This is a genomic window from Leucobacter komagatae, from assembly GCF_006716085.1.
GTDB lineage: Bacteria > Actinomycetota > Actinomycetes > Actinomycetales > Microbacteriaceae > Leucobacter > Leucobacter komagatae.
The window spans coordinates 524,171-542,750 of the sequence record NZ_VFON01000001.1; the positions used below are offsets into that span (position 1 = coordinate 524,171).

Genomic DNA, 18,580 nt, shown 5'->3' on the forward strand with positions numbered 1-18,580 from the left:
GGTGAACGCGGCAGAACATTATGAACGCGATTCTGCAGCCTTTGGGTAACGAATCGGTAACAACCGTAATTTGGCGTTATGCCTGATCCCCGCAGGATTCGAGCAGTTATCTGTGAAAACCGTGTGAACAATTGGTGGGCGATCGGGGTTAGCGTCGAAGGAGGGTTCTCGGTTCAATCACCGCTTCACCGAGGCGGTACTTGGAGCGCCAAAAACCCGGCGGATAGACCGCACAACGCGGCAAACACCGCACAGGAGGAACATGTCTCACCAAAATGTCGGCCAGGGGGCCGACGCGAAGCCGGGCGAAATTGCCATTTCGGTCGACCACGCAACCAAAGTCTTCGGCCGGCGACCCAAGGAGGCCGCAAAGCGCCTCCGCGCCGGCGCGAGCCGCGAGGAGGTGAAGCCGTTCGGCACCGCCGCGGTGATCGACGCAAGCTTCGACGTCCGCGTCGGCGAAATCTTCGTCGTGATGGGCCTCTCAGGCTCAGGCAAATCGACACTCATCCGCCTCCTCAACGGACTCGGCGACACGACCGACGGATCGATCAGCGTCTTTGGCCATGAGATCGTCGGCATGAGCGCGGCAGAGCTGCGCAAGGTTCGCCGCGAGCAGATGGCGATGGTGTTTCAGCACTTCGCCCTCTTCCCGCACCGCACCGTGCTCGAGAACGCCGCGTACGGTCTGGAGATTCAGGGCGTGCCCGTCGAGGAGCGGGGTGAACGAGCCCGCGGCTGGCTGAGCCGTGTCGGGCTCGACGGCTGGGCAGACTCGCTCCCCGGCGAGCTTTCCGGCGGCATGCAGCAGCGCGTCGGGCTCGCCCGAGCTTTCGCGGCCGGCACCCGGATCCTGCTCATGGACGAGGCGTTCTCGGCCCTCGACCCGCTCATCCGGCGCGAGATGCAGGAGCTGCTCGTCGAACTGCAGCAAGAGCTGGGAATGACCATCGTCTTCATCACGCACGACCTCAACGAGGCGATGTTCCTCGGTGACCGAATCGCGGTCATGCGCGACGGGCGCATCGTGCAGCTGGGCACGCCGAACGACATTCTCACGGACCCCGCGAATGACTACGTCGCGCAGTTTGTACAGGACGTGGATCGGGCGCGCGTGCTCACCGCGGGCGACGTCATGGAGCCACCGCGCGCCGTCGTCCCGGCGTCGGCGGGGCCCCGCGCTGCACTCAAGGCGATGCGCGACCTGCAGACCTCGGCGTGCTTCGTGACGTCGGCGGGCCGCAAGCTCATCGGGGTGGTCCGCGACAAAGACATGCTGCGCCTCGTGCGCGACGGTGGCACGAACATCAGCGACGCGCTGAAGCCGACCCCCTCGATCGTCTCCCCCGACCAGTTGATCGCCGAGCTCTTTGAGCTCGCGGTGGAGAGCCCGCTTCCCGTCGCGGTCGTCGACGAGCAGGATCGCCTCATCGGCGTCGTCCCTCGCGTGACCCTGCTCGCCTCGCTCACGAACCTCCCGACGATGACAACCGAGATCCCGATCATCGAGCCGACACCGGACGTGCCGGGCGCGATCATCACCGCGACGCTTGAGGCTACCGGCGGCACGGGGTCCCCCGCAGTCGGAGACCTCGCCACGACGGAAGGGGGCGCACTGTGAACGACTTCTTCCGGATCCCGATCGGTAGCTGGGTTGCCGCCGCGTTCGACTGGATCAAAGCAACGTTCGACGGCACGCTCGATGTGATCTCACTTGTTGTGAAGGCGCTCGTGCAGGGCGTCGCAGACGGCTTGCTCGCGGTGCCCGCGCCCCTGCTGATCATCGTGCTCGCGCTGCTCGGATGGGCAGTCCGCTCCTGGCAGTTTGGCGTCGGGGCGGCGCTCACGCTCACGCTCATCATCGGAATGGCGCAGTGGGAGAACGCGATGTTTACGCTCGCGCTCGTGCTGATCGCGACCATCATTGCGGTGCTTATCGGAGTTCCCCTCGGCATCCTCGCCGCGAAGTCCGACGGGTTTAGTGCCGTCATCCGACCGATTCTCGACTTCATGCAGACCATGCCAGCGCTCGTCTACCTGATCCCGGCGGTGACGTTCTTTGCGGTCGGGTTTGTGCCCGGCGTGTTCGCCACCGTGCTCTTCGCGCTGCCTCCAGGCGTTCGCTTTACCGAACTCGGGATCCGGGGCGTCGACGCCGAGACTGTCGAAGCTGGCCACGCGTTCGGCTCGACGCCGGGCAAGATCCTGCGCGGCATTCAGCTGCCCCTCGCGATGCCGACGATCCTCGCCGGAATCAACCAGGTGATCATGCTCGCCCTCTCGATGGCGGTCATCGCCGGTATGGCCGGCGCGAACGGCCTCGGGAAGGAGGTCGTCTCGGCCCTCGCGACGCTCAACATCGCAAAGGGCGTTGAGGCGGGCCTTGCCGTCGTGATCCTCGCCGTCTTCCTCGACCGGCTCACCGCCGCGCTCGGCACTCCTGGCGAGTTCACCCACTCGCTCCGCAGCGCACTCGGGCGCAGGCGGAACGCGCGGCAGCGCGCCGCTCGCCTCGAGCCCGCCGCGGCCAACTGAGACCTATCTGACCCACACCCCAACCCGCACCTCGGTGCGGACGAAAGGAAACCATGAAGAAGCGTCACCTCACAACCGCCATCGCACTCGCTGCGGCGGGAAGCCTCGCGCTCGCGGGCTGCACGAATGGAGCGACCGACGATGGGGGTGGTTCCGGAAGCGGCGAGGGAGGCGACACCATCACTCTGAGCTTCCTCCCCGGCTGGACCGACGGCCTGAGCACCGCGTACCTCCTTGAGGACCAGCTCGGCAAGCTCGGCTACACCGTAGAGATGGAGGAGCTCACCGACGCGGCCGTCATTTACGCGGGCCTCGCGAACGGTGACTTCGATATGTATCCCTCCGCTTGGTCGGAGGCCACGCACGCCCAGTACATGGAGCAGTTCGGAGAGAAGATCGAAGACCTCGGCTCGTACTACGAGGGCGCATCGCTCACCATCGCAGTGCCCGACTACATGGACGACATCAACTCGATCGAGGACCTGAAGGGTAAGGCCGACAGGTTCGGCGGCGAGATCATCGGCATCGAGCCCGGCGCAGGCCTCACCAAGCAGACGCAAGACGTCATGCTGCCCGAGTACGGCCTCGGCTCGGAGTATGAGCTCGTGACCTCGTCGACCGGCGCGATGCTCGCGACGCTCCAGTCGAAGATCGACGCGAAGGAAGACGTCGTCGTCACGCTCTGGCGCCCGTTCTGGGCGAACGCCGCCTTCCCCGTGAAGGATCTACAGGACCCGAAGGGGGCGATGGGCGGAACTGAGGGGCTGCACTTCCTCGGCAAGCTCGGGTTCGCCGAGGAGTTCCCGGAGGCCGCCGACTACATCAAGGGCATCAAGCTCGACGACGATGCCTACGGCGCGCTCGAGAGCCTCATTACGGGCGACGAGTACAAGGACGACCCGAAGGGTGCCGTGCAGGCCTGGCTGAAGGACAACGCCGACGCCTACCCCGGCCTCATCGCGTAGGTCTGTCACCGCAAGCGGCGGGCCGCCCCCACCTCGCGGTGTGGGGCGGCCCGCCGTCGTGGTTCGGCCTATCGCAGGGCTACAGGAGCTCTGCCCGCGCTACAGCAGCTCTGCGCGCAGCTGCTCGGGCGACTTGGGCGAGAGCAGGCCGGGTGCGATGTCGAACGGCGTGTGCGCGCCCTTCGCGCCCCCCGCCGCGAGACGCGCCGCTGCCCGCGCGTAGGCGACGAGCACGCTCGACGTGAACTCGGGGTTCGAATCGAGCGCGAGTCGGTACTCGATGGTCTGGGTGACGCCGGGCGACGACTCCCCCGAACGGAATACGAAGCCACCGTGCGGCATGCCCGCGTGGTCGCGGGCGAGCTCTTCTGCCGAAATGAAGTGCACGGTCGTGTCGTACGGCTCGAAGTAGTCGGGCATCGTCACGATCGTCTCGCGGATCAGGTCTGCGTCAGCGCCATCCTCAAGAACGACGAAGCACTCGCGGTCGTGCTGCTCGCGCGTGGTGAGTTCGGGGTTCTCTCCCGCACGCACGCGGCCGATCGCGTCTTCCGACGGCAGCGTGTACTGCACCGCGCCCGCAACGCCCGGGATCCGGCGCAGCGCGTCGGAGTGGCCCTGGCTCAGGCCCCGGCCCCAGAACGTATAGGTGTTGCCCTGCGGCAGGATCGCCTCACCAAACAGTCGGTTGAGTGAGAACAGGCCCGGGTCCCAGCCAGTCGAGATCACGGCGACGTTTCCGCCTGCGACCGCGGCCGCGTCAACGGCGGCGAAGTGCTCGGGTACCTTCGCGTGCGTGTCAAAGCTGTCGACCACCGTGAAGTTGGCGGCAAGCTCTGGCGTCTGTTCGGGCAGATCGCTCTTCGATCCGCCGCAGAGGATCAGCACGTCGACGCTGCCCGTAAAGTCCCCGAGGTCGGCGATTGCGTAGACCTTCGTATCCGGCGAAGCTGTCGTAACGCTTAAGGGGTCGCGCCGGCTGAACACCCCAACGAGTTCGAGGTCAGGGTTCAGCCCAATAGAGGTTTCTACGCCGCGGCCAAGGTTGCCGTAGCCGACGATGCCGACGCGAATGCGGTCTGTCATAGCTCTTCCTCCTGCCGCGGGTTAGTGGAATCCGCGACGTGTCCATCGTAAAGGGCCGGAGGGGTGACGTGTCGCCGTGTTACCTGGCCTCGGGCGGCAGATCGAGCGGCGCTGGGCCCCCGAGCTGCTCGGTGAAGCGGTCCAGGAAGTCGCGGATGGTGCGCATCTCGTCTTTCGTGAGGTCGTCGTTCGCCGCACGAACGAGGCCAGTGCCCATGTCGATGAGTCGCTGATATGCGTCTTTCCCGGCCGCCGTCAGCCTGAGATAGATCGACCGCTTGTCCTCCTGTGCGACCGCGCTCTCGATGAGGCTCGCATTGCGGAGGCGGGTGAGTGACTTCGACAGCGTCGGCCGTGTCACCCCGAGCTCCTCGGCAACATCCCCGGGCCGCAGCTCCCTCGTGCGTGCGCCAAGCATGTAGATGATGCGGATCTCGCTGTCTTCAATGTCTAGGCCGATGCGCTCTGCAATGTGCCCGTCAATGGGGACGGCGCCCCACTGCCGGGCGACCGTCGCGAACGCGCTCAGCATCTGCCGTTCGATGTCTCGCATGCTGGCAGTCTATATAGGTTGCGCGCAACTGATCTACCATCGCTTTGGCCGAAACGATAGACTTACGGGATACCCCTTCAGGCACCAGAGCCGATCTTCGATCGACTCGCTCACGCGGTGCCGTCCACATCGAACCCCGACCAGATCGCCTGTGTGCGTGTCTCGTCGAGAAAACGGAGCCCACGTAATGAGCGCGATTCCTGACAAGCCGGCACTCGAGGGACTCGAATCAAAATGGGGGGCGATCTGGGAAGAGTCGGGCACGTACGCGTTTGACCGCGACGGTGCCTCACGCGACGACGTCTACAGCATCGACACTCCCCCGCCGACGGCCTCGGGCTCGCTGCACGTCGGCCACGTGTTCTCTTACACGCACACCGACACCGTTGCGCGCTACAAGCGCATGAACGGGAAGCGCGTGTTCTACCCGATGGGCTGGGACGACAACGGCCTGCCGACCGAGCGCCGCGTGCAGAACTACTACGGTGTGCGCTGCGACCCGTCGCTGCCCTATGTCGAAGACTTCGTTCCGCCGCACGATGGCGGCGACGGCAAGAGTGTCAAGGCCGCCGACCAGCAGCCGATTTCGCGCCGCAACTTCATTGAGCTGTGCGAACAGCTGACCATCGAAGACGAGAAGCAGTTCGAGGCGCTGTGGCGCACCCTCGGCCTGTCGGTCGATTGGAAGCAGACCTACCGCACGATCGGTGCAGAGTCGCTGCGCGCGTCGCAGCTCGCGTTCCTGCGGAACATCGAGCGCGGTGAGGCGTACCAGGCTCAGGCCCCGACGCTCTGGGACATCACCTTCCGCACGGCCGTCGCCCAGGCGGAGCTTGAAGATCGCGAGCAGCCGAGCGCCTACCACACCCTCGCCTTCCACAAGTCTGACGGCTCCGGTGACATTCTCATCGACACGACGCGCCCCGAGCTGCTCGCCGCGTGCGTCGCGCTCGTTGCGCACCCCGACGATGAGCGTTTCAAGCCGCTCTTCGGCACCACGGTTCGCACCCCGATCTTCGACGTTGAGGTGCCGATCGTTGCGCACCACCTCGCGAAGCAGGACAAGGGAACAGGCATCGCGATGATCTGCACCTTCGGTGACGTCACCGACGTGATCTGGTGGCGCGAGCTCGACCTCCCGAACCGCGCGATCCTTGGCTTCGACGGTCGCGTTATTAGCGAAGCGCCCGAGGCGATCACGTCGGAGTCGGGGCGCGAGGCGTACGCCCAGCTCGCTGGCAAGACCGTGTTCAGCGCGAAGCAGACGATGGTCGAACTGCTCCAGGCGTCTGGTGAGCTGACAGGCGAGATCCGCAAGATCACGCACCCCGTGAAGTTCTTCGAGAAGGGTGACAAGCCGCTCGAGATCGTTTCCACCCGCCAGTGGTACATCAAGAACGGTGCCCGCGACGAGGCCCTCCGTGAGCGGCTGCTCGCCCATGGCAAGGAGCTCGAGTGGCACCCCGACTTCATGCGGGTGCGCTACGAGAGCTGGGTCGAGGGGCTCTCGGGCGACTGGCTGATCTCGCGCCAGCGCTTCTTCGGCGTGCCGATCCCTGTTTGGTACCCGCTCGATGCCGACGGCAACCCCGTTTTCGACGAGCCCATCGTCCCGGCAGCCGACCAGCTGCCCGTTGACCCGTCAAGCGACGTCCCCGCCGGCTACACAGCCGAGCAGCGGGGCGTGGCCGGTGGCTTCCAGGGCGAGGTCGACGTCATGGATACCTGGGCGACGTCGTCGCTCACCCCGCAGCTCGCTGGCGGCTGGGAGCGCGACGAAGAGCTGTACGACCTCGTCTACCCGTTCGATCTGCGCCCGCAGGGCCAGGACATCATTCGAACCTGGCTGTTCTCAACGCTGCTCCGCTCCGAGCTCGAGTCGGGGACGCTGCCCTGGCGTCACGCCGGCATCTCCGGCTGGATTCTCGACCCCGACCGCAAGAAGATGTCGAAGTCGAAGGGCAATGTCGTTACGCCAGCCGGCATGCTCGATCAGCACGGCTCTGACGCGGTGCGGTACTGGGCTGCGTCGGCAAAGCTCGGCACCGACGCTTCGTTCGACCCGCAGAACCCGACACAGATCAAGATTGGCCGGCGCCTTGCGATCAAGCTTCTGAACGCGGCGAAGTTCACGCTCTCGTTCGATGCGAGCGCGGCCGGAACAGTCTCGGAGCCGCTCGACTGGTCGATGCTCGCTGGCCTCCAAGGCATGATTGCAGACGCGACGCGCGCCTTCGAGTCTTACGATCACGCCCGCGCGCTCGAGCTCACCGAGTCGTCGTTCTGGACCTTCTGCGACGACTACCTTGAGCTCGTCAAAGAGCGCGCCCACGGCGGCACCGGCCAGGCCCAGGCGTCAGCGGTCACGACCCTGCGCGCCGCGCTCTCGGTTTACGTGCGCATGCTCGCGCCGTTCCTCCCCTACGCAACCGAAGAGGTGTGGTCGTGGTTCGAAGAGGGCTCGGTGCACACCGCGTCATGGCCGACCGCGACCGAGCTCGACGAGTTCATCGGGAGCGACGCTGATGCGGGCCTCCTCGCCCTCGTCGGCGGCGCGCTCATTGGCGTTCGCGGGGCGAAGACCGACGCGAAGGTCTCGCAGCGCACCCCGGTTACGCTCGCGGTGATCCAGGCCCCCGCGGCAGATGCGGCCCGGCTCGAGCTCGCCGCGAGTGACCTCGCTGACGTGGGTCGGATCGCTGAGCTCAGGATCGAGGCCGCCGACGTCGCCGAGGTGAACGTCGCCGAGATCACGGTCGAAGCAGCCGAGTAGCCTCGGCACACTGGAACAAGGAAAGCAGGATCGCATGCAGCTCGGGTCACGTTGGCAAGCGGGTCAGCCGCCTCATCATGGCGTACCCGAGCTGCTGCACGCCGCTATCTCTGCGGCAGAGTCCGGGGTGTTCGGCGGGAACGAACCCGCCGGCTCCTGGACCCTCACCTGGCTTGAGGGGCGACCGCGCGTCGAGCTCGTCGACGGAGCCGGTGTGCTCCGAGCTGACATCGGCGTTGACGCCGCGGGGCGCGTCACTGAGCGTGCGATCGGCGGCACTGCGCCGGACGGGGCAGGCGCAGGTCACGCAAACGGCGCAGATGCGAACGACGCAGACGCAGACGACGACGATTGGTTGAGCTGACATGACGACGATCACTCGCGCCGCGACTGGCGCACTCACGCTCGCGCTTGCTGCGGGCCTCCTCGCCGGCTGCGCTCCGGAGCCCGGCACCGTGGCTCCCGACGGGCGTGACCTCACCGAGAAGGTCGAGCCCGAGGGCGGGAGTTGGCCCGAGGCGAACCCCGATGAGGCCTATGAGAAGTCTCAGGAGCTCCCAGAGGGGTTCCCGGCGGCATTCGTCGTCCCTGAGGGGGCAACGGTTGACGACGCGGGAAGCCGCGACGGCGGAACGTGGTACCTCGTGCTGCGCGCTGATGGATCCGAGGCCGCTGACGCGCTCTGGGACGCCGTCGTCACTGGCTCCGCGTTTACTGTCTCAGACGAGGTCGAGACCGGTGATGGCGGTCGCGCAGCGACGCTGACGTCCGCGGAACTTGCGGTGTCGGCTGTGACGATGCCGGGCGAGGGCGACGCCGTACTCTTGAGCTACGACATCACCCAGGGCGTCGGCTGACCTCCAGCGCCGCCTGTTAGGCGCTTTCGCGCCCGCTCTGCGACGTCACCATGAGTGGCGGCGCCTCTTCGAGCACGGCCTCGCGCGTCACGACGACCTTCGTGATGTCGTCGTTCGAGGGCACGTCAAACATTGCGGGCCCAAGAACCGTTTCGAGGATTGAGCGAAGCCCTCGGGCCCCAGTCTTTCGCGCAACGGCAAGGTTCGCGATCTCCGCGAGTGCTGCGTCTTCAAACTCGAGTTCAACGTCGTCGAGCTCGAACATGCGCTGGAACTGTTTGACGAGCGCGTTCTTCGGCTCGGTCAGGATACGCTGGAGCGCGTCGGTGTCGAGCGGGTCCACGGTTGCGATCACGGGAAGTCGACCGATGAACTCGGGGATGAGGCCGAAGCGGTGGAGATCCTCGGGTTGCACCTCGGCGAACAGCTCCGACTCGTTGCGGTTGCTGCCCATCGGGGAACCGAACCCGATGCCGCCCTTGCCGAGCCGCTGAGCGATGATCTCTTCGAGCCCGGAGAACGCGCCGGCGACGATGAACAGCACGTTCGTCGTGTCGAGCTGAATGAACTCCTGATTCGGGTGCTTGCGCCCGCCCTGCGGCGGGATCGAGGCGACGGTGCCCTCCAGGATTTTGAGCAGCGCCTGCTGCACGCCCTCCCCCGACACGTCACGCGTGATCGACGGGTTCTCCGCTTTGCGGGTGATCTTGTCGATCTCGTCGATGTAGATGATGCCGGTCTCGGCTCGCTGGACGTCGAAGTCGGCTGCCTGCAGCAGCTTCAGGAGGATGTTCTCGACGTCCTCGCCGACGTAACCGGCTTCCGTGAGCGCCGTCGCATCGGCGACGGCGAAGGGAACTCCGAGCTGGCGGGCGAGGGACTGCGCGAGGTAGGTCTTGCCGCAGCCGGTTGGGCCGATCATCATGATGTTCGACTTTGCGATCTCGACCTGCTCGGTCGCGAACTCGGCGCTCGTGATGGCGCTCGCAGCCCGCACGCGCTTGTAGTGGTTGTACACGGCGACCGCGAGCGACTGCTTGGCCCGGTCTTGCCCGATCACGTACTGGTCGAGGAAGCCTGCAATCTCGCGGGGCTTATGCAGCGTAAAGTCGCTCGGCTCGGCCGGCTGATGCTCAGAGAGCCGCTCCTCGATGATCTCGTTGCAGAGCGCGACGCACTCATCACAAATGTAGATCTGCGGGCCAGCGATGAGCTGGGCGACCTGCTTTTGAGACTTTCCGCAGAACGAACACTTCAGTACCTCGCTGCTTTCGCCTATACGCGCCATGTCCGAACCCTCCTTGCGTCGCATGTATGCTTCGAGCCTAGTAGCGACCTCCGACAAAGACTGACGGCGCGCCGCCGGAAATGGCCGCGCGCCGTCAGCTTGTGATCACACCGTTATCGAGCGTTTCCGCTACTGAGTAATGACGGGCTGCGGATTCTTCCGGCTCGTCAGCACCTGATCGACGAGACCGTACTCGAACGCCTCCTGCGCGCTCAGGATCTTGTCGCGATCGATGTCGTTGTGTACCTCTTCGATCGAGCGCTTCGAGTGCTTCGAGAGCGTCTCTTCGAGCCACTCGCGCATGCGCTGGATCTCACGCGCCTGGATCTCGATGTCCGAAGCCTGGCCGTGTCCGCCCTGGCCGCTCGACGGCTGGTGGATGAGCACGCGCGCGTTCGGCAGCGCGAGGCGCTTGCCCGGGGTGCCGCCTGCGAGCAGCACGGCTGCCGCCGACGCTGCCTGGCCGAGGCACACCGTCTGGATGTGCGGGCGAACGTACTGCATGGTGTCGTAAATCGCGGTCATCGCGGTGAACGAGCCACCGGGCGAGTTGATGTACATCGTAATGTCGCGCTCCGGGTCCTGGCTTTCCAGGACGAGCAGCTGCGCCATCACGTCATCGGCCGAAGCGTCGTCAACCTGAACGCCAAGGAAGATGATGCGGTCTTCGAACAGCTTCGCGTAGGGATCCTGACGCTTGAACCCGTAGGCGGTGCGCTCTTCGAACGTCGGGAGAACGTAACGCGAGTCGGGCATCATGCGATCTGCTGAGCCGCCCTGCGGCATGTAGAGATTCGTCATTGTTTCGTGTCTTCCTATCGACTACTTGCTCGTGCCGCCGCCGCCGACAACCTCGGTAGCGGTGTCCCTGATGAAATCGACGAAGCCGTACTCGAGCGCTTCCTCTGCTGTGAACCAGCGGTCGCGATCCCCGTCTTCGTTGATCTGCTCGACGGTCTTGCCCGTCTGCTTCGCGGTGATCTCCGCGAGGCGGTTCTTCATCGAGACGATGAGCTGCGCCTGCGTCTGAATGTCACTCGCGGTGCCGCCGAATCCGCCGTGCGGCTGGTGCAGCAGCACGCGTGCGTTCGGGGTGATGTACCGCTTGCCCTTGGTGCCGGCGGTGAGCAGGAACTGGCCCATGGAGGCCGCCATGCCGATACCGACGGTGACGATGTCGTTCGGCACGAAGCTCATCGTGTCGTAGATTGCCATGCCTGCGGTGATCGACCCACCAGGCGAGTTGATGTAGAGGTAGATATCCGCCTCCGGATCCTCCGCCGCGAGGAGCAGGATCTTTGCGCAGATCTCATTTGCGTTGTCGTCGCGCACCTCGGAACCGAGCCAGATGATTCGGTCTTTCAGCAGGCGGTCGAACACGCTATTCACGGGCGACTGTTCAGCCATTCGGCGCTCCATTCGTAAGTTGCTTGATTCGAGAGTATCGACTGCGAAACGCGTTCGCTCGCGTGTTCGCCGTGGGCGTTGCCCCAGGTGGCTATGTTCGCTGGAAACGAAGAATCCCCGGCCGAAGTGGCCGGGGATTCTTCGTTGACTGCGCGAGGAGTTACTTCTCCTCGGCGGCTGCCTTCTTTGCGGCGCGAGTCGCGGCTGCCTTCTTTGCCGCGGCCGAGCGAGCTGCCTTCTTGGCCTCCTCGTCGGCGTCAGCTGCAGGAGCGTCTTCCTTGGCCGCGGCCTTCTTGGCCGGAGCCTTCTTGGCGGGCTTCTCAGCGTCGTCGGCCTTTGCCGCTGCCTTCTTCGCGGGAGCCTTCTTGGCGGGCTTCTCTGCAGCAGCCTCGGGCGCCTCAGCGCCTTCCTCTGCCTCGTCCTCGGTGTCAACCGCGACGAATGCGCCGAGATCGACTGCCTTGCCGGCCTTGTCGGTGACGGTCGCCTTGCCGAGCGCGACAGCGAGGGCCTTGTTGCGGGTGACCTCAGCGAGGATCACCTGAAGCTGGTTGCCCTGGCTGATTGCCTGGAGGAACTGCGTCGGCTCCATGCCGTACTGCTGCGCCGACTGGTAGATGTAGTCGGAGAGCTCGTTCTGCGTCGGAGTGACGTCCTCGCGCTCGGCGATAGCGTCGAGCAGCAGCTCCATCTGGATCTGCTTCTCGCTTGCAACGCGAACCTCTGCGCGGTGCTCGTCGTCTTCGAGACGGCCCTCGCCCTCGAGGTGACGGTGCACCTCTTCCTCAACGAGCTCCTCGGAGATCGGGATCCCGGCCTGCTCGATGAGCGTCTCGGTGAAGATGTCGCGAGCCTGGCGACCCTGCGCGAAGACCGATGCCTGCGACACCTGATCCTTGAGGCTCTCGCGGAGCTCGGCGATGGTGTCGAACTCGCTGGCGAGCTGCGCGAACTCGTCGTCGGCCTCGGGGAGCTCGCGCTCCTTCACAGCGGTGAGCGTGAGCTCGACCTCTGCGTCCTGGCCCTCGTACTCGCCGCCGAGCAGCTGCGAGGTGAAGTTCGTGGTCTCACCTGCGGTGAGGGTCTCGACAGCCTCGTCGGTGCCCGCGAGGAGGTTGCCTGCGCCGACCTCGTACGAGACACCGCTCGCCTGGTCAACTTCCTTGCCGTCAACCTTCGCGGTGAGGTCGAGCTCAACGAAGTCACCGGTCTTGGCGGGACGGTCGACGGTCACGAGGGTGCCGAAGCGCTCGCGGAGGCTCGTGAGCTCAGTCTCGACAGCTGCCTCATCGATTTCTGCCTCGTCGACGGTGATCGCGAGACCGTTGTAGTCGGGAAGGGTGAACTCGGGGCGCACCTCAACCTCGAAGAGCAGAACGAGCTCGCTCGAAGCGTCTGCAGCCTCGGGCATCTTCTCGATGTCGGCGGTCGGGCGTCCCATCGGGCGAACCTCGGCCTCGGCAACAGCTGCCTGGTAGAAGTCGTCGAGTGAGTGGTTGACAGCCTCGGAAATGACCGAGTCGCGGCCGAAGCGCTGATCGATGATCTGCGCGGGGGCCTTGCCCTTGCGGAAGCCGGGGATCGAGACCTGCTCGGCGATCGACTTGTACGCGTTCTTCAGGTAGGGCGCGAGCTCATCCTGCGTGACGGTAACGGTCAGCTTCGTGCGGGTCGGTGTGAGCTTCTCAGCTTTCGTCTTCGGCAATTTGGCCTCTCATCGTCGGATCATGCTGCAATCAGCCTGCGTCGGGCCATTGGACCCTTGTCGGGGCGACAGGATTCGAACCTGCGACCTCCCGCTCCCAAAGCGGGCGCTCTAGCCAAGCTGAGCTACGCCCCGAGACTGTCGTCTCGAGCTGCGCACGATGCGCGCAACCTGACCAATCCTAGTCCAAACCGAAGCGAATCAGCACACCGGGCACCGCATGCGCGGCAAATGCCCGTGATTTCGGTGCAAACACGCGGCTGGCCGACACTTCCGGGAGTGTCACTTTGGCGCTCTCGGTGCGTAGAACTGTGATCCTCACAGGATCTGCAGCTGTAGGGCGCTCCCGACCTACTGAACGCCGATTGCATTGGTTGTGTCTGGCAGCGGGCCGCGCCCTTGCAGCGGGAGTGACTGGCAGCGGGCCGCGCCCCCTGCAGGGGCTATAGGACAAAAAGTGTGTAACGAATCCCGATCTACCCGCACCAGCATGCCGTAGTACGAGGTTCGCTATACCCCGGCACCATTAACCGTGCCGAAAACAACCAACTCGTCCACCTGTCTGGTATGCGGCAACGCGCTCGTGAAGAACGGTTTCACGAGCGCGGGAACCAGGCGCTGGAGATGCCTGAACTGCGGCAGCTCCTCAACCAGGAAACGGGCAGACCTCACCCGCCGGCACACCCTCGACCGGTTCCTGTCCTGGCTCCTGGGCAAGGACTCACAAGCCGAAGCCGCGGAACGAGTCTCAGACCGAACCTTCCGCCGGGAGATCGAATGGTGCTGGCAAATCAGGCCAACGCTCCCGACCGTGACGATACCGCCGAGGTGCGTGATCGTGGACGGAACGTACGTTGGTGGATGGTGTCTCCTGGTCGCGCTCGATGAGGACCTCACCCCGCTCGCGTTCCAGTGGTGCTCGACCGAAACCCAGGCCGCGTGGGGTGCGTTGTTCGCGCAGATCCCTGCCCCACTCGTGGTGGTGTGTGATGGCGGGCCAGGCCTGAACGCGGCACTCAAAACAGTGTGGCCGGATACGCGCGTGCAGCGTTGCATCTTCCACGTCCTGATGAACATACGCACCCATCTCACCTGGAGACCCCGCACCGTTGCTGGGCAGACGCTCCTCGCGCTCACAAAACAGCTTTCACAAGTACAAACGCCAGAGGACGCTCTCGGCTGGCTCAAGCGGTTGAACGCCTGGCATTCGATCTACGGACGCCTCACTCGTGAACGCTCGTACGCGAGGCGCAGACTCAAGGACGGGTCATGGGACTCACCCACCGGGAAACAGTGGTGGTACACCCACGACCGGCTTCGGAAGGCGTACCGGCTCCTCACCGAGATCCAACGCCGCGGACACCTGTTCACTTTCGTTCAGATCGATATCCCCAGAACCACGAGCGGCCTCGAGGGAGCCTTCAACTCGGTCCTGAAAACACTCCTCCGATTCCATCGCGGAATGCCCACCGTCCATCAGAAACGCGTCGCGGAATGGTTCGCTCTAAAACAAGCAGGACTGCTCCAGACCGCGCACTCGTTCATCACGCACGAAGTGATCAACCCGCCAGTGAACCCACGCCCCCGGTTCACGGAACCAGACCCGAGCCCCGAGCTCTACGGCACCGGCCTTGACGCCAGCGAAGGCCTCTGGCTACGCAAAGGATGGGGAGGGCGGACCTGACACGCCCAACGGTTTACACACTTTTTGTCCTATAGGCCCCCTGCAGAGCGCACAGAGCCGCTGACAACGAAAAGCCCCTCACCTAGGTGAGGGGCTTGTGGAGGGGATGACGGGAATCGAACCCGCGTAATCAGTTTGGAAGACTGAGGCTCTACCATTGAGCTACATCCCCGGACCGGCGTGCGGTCTGGCGCTTGCGCGACTCAACGAGCATACTCCATCTTCGACGCGTCGCGCGAACGCGGTAGCGCTCCGGCGCGTCTCGCCCGGTGCCGCTAGCTCGTGGCTGCCCGGTGGTTGTCGGTGTAGGTGAGATACACCTCGGAGTTCAGCCGGACCGCCTCACGGTCGGCCTCGCGCAGCTCCCTGACGACGCGCGCGGGCACACCAGCGACCAGCGAGTGCGGCGGGATCACCATCCCCTGGGGCACGACGGCCCCGGCGGCGACGAGGCTGCCCTCTCCGACACGGGCGTCATTCAGCACCGTCGCATTCATTCCGATGAGGCAACCGTTTTCGATCGTGGCGCCGTGCACCACCGCGTTGTGCCCCATGGAGACATCGTTTCCGATCACCGTGCCCTGGCCCCGGAACGTGTGGATCACGACGCCGTCCTGCACGTTGGTGCGCTCCCCGATGGTCACGGTGTCAGAGTCGCCCCTGACAACCGCGTTGTACCAGACGCTCGAATCGCGCCCGATCGTGACGGCGCCGACGACGATTGCGCCGGGCGCAAGCCAGACGCTTTCGTCGATGTCGGGCGCGCCGTAGGGTTCTACCGCGATGATCTGGCCGTGCTGATTCGTCATGACACACTCCCTTGGGTAAACAAAAAGGCCCTCACTCCAAGAGTAAGGGCCTTTGCTGCTCCCCCGGCTGGGCTCGAACCAGCGACATCCTGATTAACAGTCAAGCGCTCTGCCAACTGAGCTACAGGGGAATATTGCCGCAGCAACCCGTTAAGCGTACCAATGGTCTCGCGAGCCACGCAAATCGCAGTACCCCGGGCGCGTCTACTCCTCGGCGATCTCGTCGTACGCGGTCGAGCGCAGCGCGTCGGCGAGGCGCCTCACGTAGTCGTGCTCGGTGCGCCGGAAGATCGTGTTGATGTCACCGCGCCCGACAACGCGCCCCTGCTGCAGCACAATGACCTCCTCAGCCAGCGCTTCGAGCATTCCGATGTCGTGGCTCACGAGCACCATTGAGGCACCGGTGCGCTCTCGGTACCACTTCAACAGGTCGACAATCTTTGGCCTGTTGTTCGCGTCGACGCCGAGCGTTGGCTCGTCGACGATGAGTACCCGAGGGTCGAGCATGAGCGATCGCATCACGGCGACGCGCTGCCGCTGTCCTTTTGACAGCTCGTAGGGGTATTCCTGGAGCTTTGCGAGGGGAAGCGCGACGATATCCATCATCTCGGCAACGACTTCCCCGAGGGGCGCCCGGTCGAAGTTGCGAACCCGCTCCTGGATCGGTTCGAAGAGCACGTCGCCAACGTTGAGTTCGGGCGTCAACGTCGCGCCCGCGTCCTGTGCCAGGTGGCCAACGTACGCCGTCAGTCGCGAGCGCGACCGCCGCGAGAGCCGCTCAAGCGGCATGTCGAGGGATCGGCCGACCCCGCCTACAGCCTTGATCCGCGCGTTCTTGTCGCCGTCGGCCCCGCGGCCCGCCAGGTACCGGGTGAGCGTCGACTTACCCGAGCCGCTCTCGCCAAGCACGGCGAGCACTCCCCCGCGCGGCAGTTCAACGCTCACGCCCTCGACCGCTTGAAAGGCGCGTCCACCTGCGTGCGCGGGGTATCTCAACGACAGGTCTGAGGTGAAGAGGACTGGGTCTGCTTCAAGGTTTGGATGAGCCACAACCTCACCTTACTAGTCGTGGCGCAGCCCGCGGCGGGCGTTCTCCAGCGCGGCGAGCTGCTGCTGCACTCGGCGGGAGGCCTCGCTCGTCGAGTCACCGATGCGCTGCATTCGTGCGAGCAGCTCCTGTTTCAGCGAGACGAGGTCGCGGTCGAGAAGCGAGATCACCACCTCGCGAGAATACTCCGGGAGCAGGGCCGGGTCGCGCTGCGGCATCGAGGCAATCGCGAGCTCTCGTACGAGCCCCTGGTGGCTCGGCGGCGTCGCCTCAAGGATCGCCTCAACCCATGACCCGCCCGCGAGGCTCGGCAGCGCCGTGCTGAGCGCGTCGCGCACGACCCTCAGGTGCGGTTCGGTCACCTGGGCGGTCACCGCTTGCGAGAGCAGCTCTGCGCCCACGGCCGGGCCCTGCTGAATCATGGCCATGATTGCGTCGCGCTCGAGCCAGACCGACGGGTCTGAGCGGAGCGTCGCGAGCGACACCTTTGGCGCCGCCGGCTCGCGGTCGAAGTCGGGGCCCTGGGCAGGGTAGTCGGGCTCGGTGGGTGCCTGCCGCTGCGTGTTGCGCACGGCGTACTGCACCTCGCTCAGGTCCATGCCGAGCATGCGCGCAAGTTCGCGCGTGTACCCGGGGCGCATTCCCGGATCCTTGATTCCGGCGACAATCGGTGCCGCCTGCCTGAGCGCAGACACGCGGCCCTCGACGGAGTTCAGGTCGAATCGGCCGATTGCCTGCTTGAGCGCAAACTCGAACAGCGGAATCTTCTTGTCGAACAGCTCGCGCACGGCGTCGTCACCGCGGTGCAACCTGAGATCAGCCGGGTCGTAGCCGTCTGGCGCGACGGCGGCGTAGGTCTGCGCGGTGAAGCGCTGCTCCTCGCCGAACGCGCGCAGCGCGGCCTTCTGGCCCGCTTCGTCCGGGTCGAACGTGAAGATCACCTCGGCCGCTGAGTCGTCGCCCATCACGCGGCGCAGCATCGAAATATGCTCTTTGCCGAACGCGGTGCCACAGGTCGCAATCGCGTCCTCCACGCCCGCAAGGTGGCATGCCATAACGTCGGTGTAGCCCTCAACGATAATCGCGCGCCCGCCGCGAGAAATCGCTTTCTTGGCGAGGTCGAGCCCGTAGAGCACGCGTGACTTGTGGTAGACCGGCGTCTCGGGCGTGTTCAGGTATTTCGGCCCGTTGTCGTCCTCGTACAGCTTTCGCGCACCGAACCCGAGCGTCTGACCGCTCGTATCTCGGATGGGCCAGACGACGCGGCCGCGGAAGCGGTCATAGACGCCGCGCTGCCCCTCGGACACGAGGCCGGCTTGCACGAGCTCCTGCGGGGTGTAGCCAAGCTTCTTGAGGTGACCCGTGAGGCCGTCCCAGCCACGCGGGGCGTACCCGACGCCGAACTGGTCCCAAGATGCCTGGGCGAAGCCGCGCTGCTCAAGGAACGCGCGCGCCGTCTGGGCTTCCTCGCCCATGAGCTGAGCGCGGTAGAACTCGCTCGCCGCCTGATTCGCGGCAAGCAAGCGCGCCTTGTTCGGCCCGTCCTCGCGCCGCTCGTAGCCCTCCTCATAGGTGAGCACGTAGTTCGTGCGGGCGGCGAGCCGCTCAACCGCCTCAGCGAACGAGAGGTGGTCCATCTTCTGCACGAAGCTGATCGAATCGCCAGATTCACCGCAGCCGAAGCAGTGGAAGTAGCCGAGCGCTGGGCGCACATGGAAGCTTGGGCTGCGCTCGTCGTGGAACGGGCAGAGCCCCTTCATCGAGTCGATGCCGGCGTTCTTCAGCGCGACGTAATCGCCAACCAGGTCGGCAATGTTCGTGCGGCGTTTCACTTCCTCTACATCGCTTGCTTTGATCCGACCCGCCATGG

The 18,580-nt window shown here is 65.1% G+C and carries 16 protein-coding genes and 3 tRNA genes; 7 read left to right on the forward strand and 12 right to left on the reverse strand.

The window, feature by feature from the left end:
* The first annotated feature begins 262 nt into the window (after positions 1-262).
* From FB468_RS02360 to FB468_RS02370, 3 genes are read left to right on the forward strand one after another with little or no spacing between them, the layout of a single operon-like run.
* Positions 263-1,621: a quaternary amine ABC transporter ATP-binding protein gene (locus tag FB468_RS02360; protein WP_141885927.1), complete on the forward strand. Its 1,359-nt coding sequence runs from the start codon at positions 263-265 to the stop codon at positions 1,619-1,621.
* Positions 1,618-2,535, forward strand: coding sequence for an ABC transporter permease (locus FB468_RS02365; protein ID WP_211359065.1), 918 nt, complete (start codon positions 1,618-1,620; stop codon positions 2,533-2,535). The genes FB468_RS02360 and FB468_RS02365 overlap by 4 nt, the downstream gene beginning before the upstream one ends.
* Positions 2,536-2,588: 53 nt before the next feature.
* Complete coding sequence (locus tag FB468_RS02370; RefSeq protein ID WP_141885928.1) at positions 2,589-3,500, forward strand: glycine betaine ABC transporter substrate-binding protein; 912 nt, start codon at positions 2,589-2,591, stop codon at positions 3,498-3,500.
* A 99-nt stretch (positions 3,501-3,599) separates the two neighbouring features.
* Here FB468_RS02370 and FB468_RS02375 read toward each other — a convergent pair whose 3' ends face one another.
* Both FB468_RS02375 and FB468_RS02380 read right to left on the reverse strand, forming a co-directional pair.
* Entirely contained in the window at positions 3,600-4,586 is a 987-nt protein-coding gene (locus FB468_RS02375) for a diaminopimelate dehydrogenase (RefSeq protein WP_141885929.1), read from the reverse strand.
* A 79-nt stretch (positions 4,587-4,665) separates the two neighbouring features.
* Positions 4,666-5,139 carry a MarR family winged helix-turn-helix transcriptional regulator gene (locus FB468_RS02380; RefSeq protein WP_141885930.1) on the reverse strand — a complete coding sequence of 158 codons (474 nt, stop codon included), beginning with the start codon at positions 5,137-5,139 and terminating at the stop codon, positions 4,666-4,668.
* Positions 5,140-5,326: 187 nt separating this feature from the next.
* Here FB468_RS02380 and valS point away from each other — a divergent pair, with 187 nt between their 5' ends.
* From valS to FB468_RS02395, 3 genes are read left to right on the forward strand one after another with little or no spacing between them, the layout of a single operon-like run.
* The gene (gene valS, locus FB468_RS02385; RefSeq protein ID WP_141885931.1) at positions 5,327-7,912 is read left to right on the forward strand and encodes a valine--tRNA ligase; all 2,586 of its coding nucleotides are present in this window, start codon (positions 5,327-5,329) and stop codon (positions 7,910-7,912) included.
* A 34-nt stretch (positions 7,913-7,946) separates the two neighbouring features.
* A complete protein-coding gene (locus tag FB468_RS02390) occupies positions 7,947-8,276 on the forward strand; it encodes a Fe-S oxidoreductase (RefSeq protein WP_141885932.1) in 330 nt (109 codons plus the stop codon).
* 1 nt (position 8,277) lies between these two features.
* Positions 8,278-8,769 (forward strand): hypothetical protein, encoded by a 492-nt coding sequence (locus tag FB468_RS02395; protein WP_141885933.1) that lies wholly within the window; start codon positions 8,278-8,280, stop codon positions 8,767-8,769.
* Positions 8,770-8,785: 16 nt separating this feature from the next.
* Here the strand turns inward: FB468_RS02395 and clpX are convergent, their stop codons facing one another.
* The 5 genes from clpX to FB468_RS02420 all read right to left on the reverse strand — a co-directional run bounded on the left by clpX (position 8,786) and on the right by FB468_RS02420 (position 13,304).
* Complete coding sequence (gene clpX / locus FB468_RS02400) at positions 8,786-10,057, reverse strand: ATP-dependent Clp protease ATP-binding subunit ClpX (protein WP_141885934.1); 1,272 nt, start codon at positions 10,055-10,057, stop codon at positions 8,786-8,788.
* Positions 10,058-10,186: 129 nt separating this feature from the next.
* Entirely contained in the window at positions 10,187-10,858 is a 672-nt protein-coding gene (locus FB468_RS02405; RefSeq protein ID WP_246055706.1) for an ATP-dependent Clp protease proteolytic subunit, read from the reverse strand.
* A gap of 21 nt (positions 10,859-10,879) precedes the next feature.
* Positions 10,880-11,464, reverse strand: a complete 585-nt coding sequence (locus FB468_RS02410; protein ID WP_141885935.1) for an ATP-dependent Clp protease proteolytic subunit — start codon at positions 11,462-11,464, stop codon at positions 10,880-10,882.
* Positions 11,465-11,624: 160 nt separating this feature from the next.
* The gene (gene tig, locus FB468_RS02415; protein ID WP_141885936.1) at positions 11,625-13,169 is read right to left on the reverse strand and encodes a trigger factor; all 1,545 of its coding nucleotides are present in this window, start codon (positions 13,167-13,169) and stop codon (positions 11,625-11,627) included.
* Between the two features lie 60 nt (positions 13,170-13,229).
* Positions 13,230-13,304: transfer RNA gene (locus FB468_RS02420), tRNA-Pro, on the reverse strand.
* 397 nt (positions 13,305-13,701) lie between these two features.
* Between FB468_RS02420 and FB468_RS02425 the strand changes: the two genes are divergently transcribed.
* Positions 13,702-14,853, forward strand: a complete 1,152-nt coding sequence (locus FB468_RS02425; RefSeq protein WP_141885937.1) for an IS1249 family transposase — start codon at positions 13,702-13,704, stop codon at positions 14,851-14,853.
* A 98-nt stretch (positions 14,854-14,951) separates the two neighbouring features.
* Here the strand turns inward: FB468_RS02425 and FB468_RS02430 are convergent.
* The 5 genes from FB468_RS02430 to dnaG all read right to left on the reverse strand — a co-directional run bounded on the left by FB468_RS02430 (position 14,952) and on the right by dnaG (position 18,578).
* Positions 14,952-15,025: transfer RNA gene (locus FB468_RS02430), tRNA-Gly, on the reverse strand.
* A gap of 103 nt (positions 15,026-15,128) precedes the next feature.
* Entirely contained in the window at positions 15,129-15,662 is a 534-nt protein-coding gene (locus FB468_RS02435) for a gamma carbonic anhydrase family protein (RefSeq protein ID WP_141885938.1), read from the reverse strand.
* 58 nt (positions 15,663-15,720) lie between these two features.
* A tRNA-Asn gene (locus tag FB468_RS02440) sits at positions 15,721-15,793 on the reverse strand.
* A 73-nt stretch (positions 15,794-15,866) separates the two neighbouring features.
* Positions 15,867-16,712 (reverse strand): ATP-binding cassette domain-containing protein, encoded by an 846-nt coding sequence (locus FB468_RS02445; protein ID WP_141885939.1) that lies wholly within the window; start codon positions 16,710-16,712, stop codon positions 15,867-15,869.
* A 12-nt stretch (positions 16,713-16,724) separates the two neighbouring features.
* Positions 16,725-18,578 carry a DNA primase gene (gene dnaG / locus FB468_RS02450; RefSeq protein ID WP_141885940.1) on the reverse strand — a complete coding sequence of 618 codons (1,854 nt, stop codon included), beginning with the start codon at positions 18,576-18,578 and terminating at the stop codon, positions 16,725-16,727.
* Positions 18,579-18,580 lie beyond the last annotated feature (2 nt).

Coding starts and splice junctions, on each gene's coding strand:
- FB468_RS02360 (WP_141885927.1), top strand. CDS start 263: ATGTCTCACCAAAATGTCGGCCAGGGGGCCGACGCGAAGCCGGGCGAA.
- FB468_RS02370 (WP_141885928.1), top strand. CDS start 2,589: ATGAAGAAGCGTCACCTCACAACCGCCATCGCACTCGCTGCGGCGGGA.
- FB468_RS02375 (WP_141885929.1), bottom strand. CDS start 4,586: ATGACAGACCGCATTCGCGTCGGCATCGTCGGCTACGGCAACCTTGGC.
- FB468_RS02380 (WP_141885930.1), bottom strand. CDS start 5,139: ATGCGAGACATCGAACGGCAGATGCTGAGCGCGTTCGCGACGGTCGCC.
- valS (WP_141885931.1), top strand. CDS start 5,327: ATGAGCGCGATTCCTGACAAGCCGGCACTCGAGGGACTCGAATCAAAA.
- FB468_RS02390 (WP_141885932.1), top strand. CDS start 7,947: ATGCAGCTCGGGTCACGTTGGCAAGCGGGTCAGCCGCCTCATCATGGC.
- FB468_RS02395 (WP_141885933.1), top strand. CDS start 8,278: ATGACGACGATCACTCGCGCCGCGACTGGCGCACTCACGCTCGCGCTT.
- clpX (WP_141885934.1), bottom strand. CDS start 10,057: ATGGCGCGTATAGGCGAAAGCAGCGAGGTACTGAAGTGTTCGTTCTGC.
- FB468_RS02405 (WP_246055706.1), bottom strand. CDS start 10,858: ATGACGAATCTCTACATGCCGCAGGGCGGCTCAGCAGATCGCATGATG.
- FB468_RS02410 (WP_141885935.1), bottom strand. CDS start 11,464: ATGGCTGAACAGTCGCCCGTGAATAGCGTGTTCGACCGCCTGCTGAAA.
- FB468_RS02435 (WP_141885938.1), bottom strand. CDS start 15,662: ATGACGAATCAGCACGGCCAGATCATCGCGGTAGAACCCTACGGCGCG.
- dnaG (WP_141885940.1), bottom strand. CDS start 18,578: ATGGCGGGTCGGATCAAAGCAAGCGATGTAGAGGAAGTGAAACGCCGC.